We start from the raw sequence: 2,940 nt of genomic DNA on the forward strand, positions 1-2,940 counted from the left end.
GATCTCGTCCTGCGTCAGGTGCGGTTGGACCTTCAGCCGGGCTCCCATCGCGTCCTCCGTTTTTCGAGGAAATAAACGACGTGAACTCGGATACGTATGATACATCCTACGGCAACACTTCACCAGGATTTAGTATGAGGCGGCGATGACGATCCAGACGACGATCCGCGCCGGCGAAGGCACCGGCATCGACCCGCACGGCGGCACCCCGCAGGGCGGCGGCTGAGCCCCGCGGCGACCGTCCCACGGAGGAGACGATGAGCACCACCACGACGGTTCACGCCGGCACGGGTCTCCGCATCGACTCGAACGGCTGACGGCACCGGCGCGGCGCCCGCAAACGTCAGTAGCCGCGGGCGCCGCGCGTTATGGAAGGAGCGGCGATACGGCGTGCGCGCTGTCCCTCACCCACCGCCGGCCGGGAGGGGCGTGGATGGAGGCTGAAACGTGAGCGCGATGGAAGGCTGAAGATTCCGGTGCCGCGCCGGGCAGGATCGTGTCCGGCGCGCTGCGGAAGGCGTCCGCGGCGGACCAGCGCCGCCGCGGCGGCGTCGCCCGGCAAGGGGCGACACCCTTGAGCCGCACGACCCGGGCGGGCGAGCTCCGGCGCTAGACAGCGGCCGGACGCCACGATCCCGGCGGCTCGGCCCCGGCCCGCGGGGAATCAGACGGTGTGGCGCGGCGTCAGGGCACGCCGCGCGAACGGTCCGGTCGGGCGCCCATCGTGCGTGGAGCTGAAGGCGTCCGCCCGGGCCTCTCCGAACCACGGCCCCGCCATGCCGCTGTCGGGCATGGCGGGGCCGATCGTCTCCTCCCCAGATCTCCTGAAAGATTCGCTCACGCAGAGCAGCAGAGGCAGCAGAGATGAGTTCTCCGCTGCCTCTGCTACTCTGCGTGAGCCCTGTTTTTCAAAATTTTGATCTACGACGATTCGCCGCCGTCGCGTAGCGCGACCAGCCACTGCGGCGGGCGCGACGAGAAGTGGCGGTGCGTGCGCCACAGGTCGTCGAGCACGGTGCGCGTGGCCTCGTCGCGACCCTCCTCGGGGATGCCGTCCAGCAGCACCGCCAGCGCCGCGCGCGCCGCGTCCTCGCCGAAGCCGAGCTGCTCCGCCGAGTGCGCCACGAACCACACGTTCAGCTTGCGCAGCGTGGCGCTGTACGGGCGGCGGCCCTCCAGGAAGTGCTTCAGCCCCATCGGGCTCATCCCCACCGCGCGCGCGACGGCACGCAGCGAGGTGGCCTCGGTGGCCAGCCGCGCCGCCTGGCGGATGGCCTCGACGGGCGTGCGGCGGTCAGGCGGAGGCACGCGCCTCCCCCCGTCCACTCCGGCGGCATCGCCGTAAAAACTGTTTAAGTCTGGTCGGATTACACTGGGTAGGTTACCGCGCCCAATCGTATGCCACAAGAGGGGCGGACTTGGCTTCGCGCATGGAACACATGGTTAACGGATGCGACGACCGTGCACAGCAGACATCCGGAATTGATCGTCGTCTCCCGGGTCGTGCCCCGGCGCGGACCCAGCGGTGTATCAGGCGCCGCGGATCCGGCACCGGCGGCGAGACTGCTCCGCATCTCCATCTCCGCCCGCCGTTTGCCGCGACGCGCCGGACGGCCTAGATTCCGCGCCTCTCCCGAACGACCCGAGAACAGGAACGCACGCTGTGGATAGATCGGCACTTACGCACACCGACACCTTCGTCCGCCGGCACGTGGGCCCCGACGCGGCCGAGGTGGCGCAGATGCTCGAATCGCTGGGCTACGGCTCGCTCGACGAATTGATCGACGCCACCGTCCCCGCGTCGATCCGGCTGGGCCGCGCGCTGGAGCTGGGGCCCGAGCGCAGCGAGTACGAGCTGCTGAACGAGCTGCGCAAGCTGGCGCAGCGCAACAAGGTCTTCCGCTCGTTCATCGGGATGGGGTACAACGACACCATCGTCCCCCCCGTGGTCCAGCGCAACGTGCTCGAGAACCCCGGCTGGTACACGCAGTACACGCCCTACCAGGCCGAGATCGCGCAGGGCCGCCTGGAGGCGCTGCTGAACTACCAGACGATGGTGATCGACCTCACCGGCCTCCCCATCGCCAACGCCAGCCTGCTCGACGAGGGGACGGCCGCGGCCGAGGCCATGGCGCTGGCCTACCACGCCGCCGGTTCGGACGCGCGCAACACCTTCTTCGTCTCGAAGGACTGCCATCCCCAGACGATCGACGTCGTCCGCACCCGCGCGAAGGCCCGCGGCATGGACGTCCTCGTCGGCGACCACGCGGACTTCGACTTCTCGGTCCCCGTCTTCGGCGTGCTGCTGCAGTATCCGGCCACCGACGGCGCCGTCGTGGACTACTCGGACTTCGCCCGGCGCGCGAAGGAGGCGGGCGCGGTGGTCACCGTGGCCGCGGACCTGCTGGCGCTGACGCTGCTCGTGCCGCCGGGCGAGTGGGGCGCCGACATCGCCGTGGGGAACACGCAACGCTTCGGCGTCCCCCTGGGCTACGGCGGGCCGCACGCGGCGTACTTCGCCTGCCGCGACGAGTACAAGCGCCAGATCCCCGGCCGCATCATCGGCATCTCCACCGACGCGCAGGGGAACCCGGCGCTGCGCATGGCGCTGCAGACGCGCGAGCAGCACATCCGCCGCGAAAAGGCCACCAGCAACATCTGCACGGCGCAGGTGCTGCTGGCGGTGATGGCGGGGATGTACGCCGTGTACCACGGCCCGCACGGGCTGCGCGAGATCGCCCGGCGCGTGCACCTGTTCGCCCGCATCTTGGCCGAGGGCGCCACGCGGCTCGGCTACCGCGTGGAGCACGAGGCGTTCTTCGACACCGTGCGGATCGACGTGGGAACCCGGCTCGTCTCCGTGATGGCGGCGGCGCGCGAGCGTGGCTACAACCTGCGCGCGGTGGACGAGAAGAGCGTGTGCGTGGCGCTGGACGAGAC

2 protein-coding genes are annotated in these 2,940 nt (G+C 70.2%); one reads left to right on the forward strand and one right to left on the reverse strand.

Translation table 11 applies throughout. The features are described 5' to 3' along the window. Positions 1-921: 921 nt before the first annotated feature. Positions 922-1,308, reverse strand: coding sequence for a hypothetical protein (locus tag VF092_29370; protein ID HEX6751438.1), 387 nt, complete (start codon positions 1,306-1,308; stop codon positions 922-924). A 355-nt stretch (positions 1,309-1,663) separates the two neighbouring features. Here VF092_29370 and VF092_29375 point away from each other — a divergent pair. Beyond that, the coding region (locus VF092_29375; protein ID HEX6751439.1) for a hypothetical protein at positions 1,664-2,940 on the forward strand (1,277 nt) is incomplete at its 3' end.

Origin of the sequence: Longimicrobium sp. (assembly GCA_036377595.1) — a bacterium.
Taxonomy (GTDB): Bacteria; Gemmatimonadota; Gemmatimonadetes; order Longimicrobiales; family Longimicrobiaceae; genus Longimicrobium.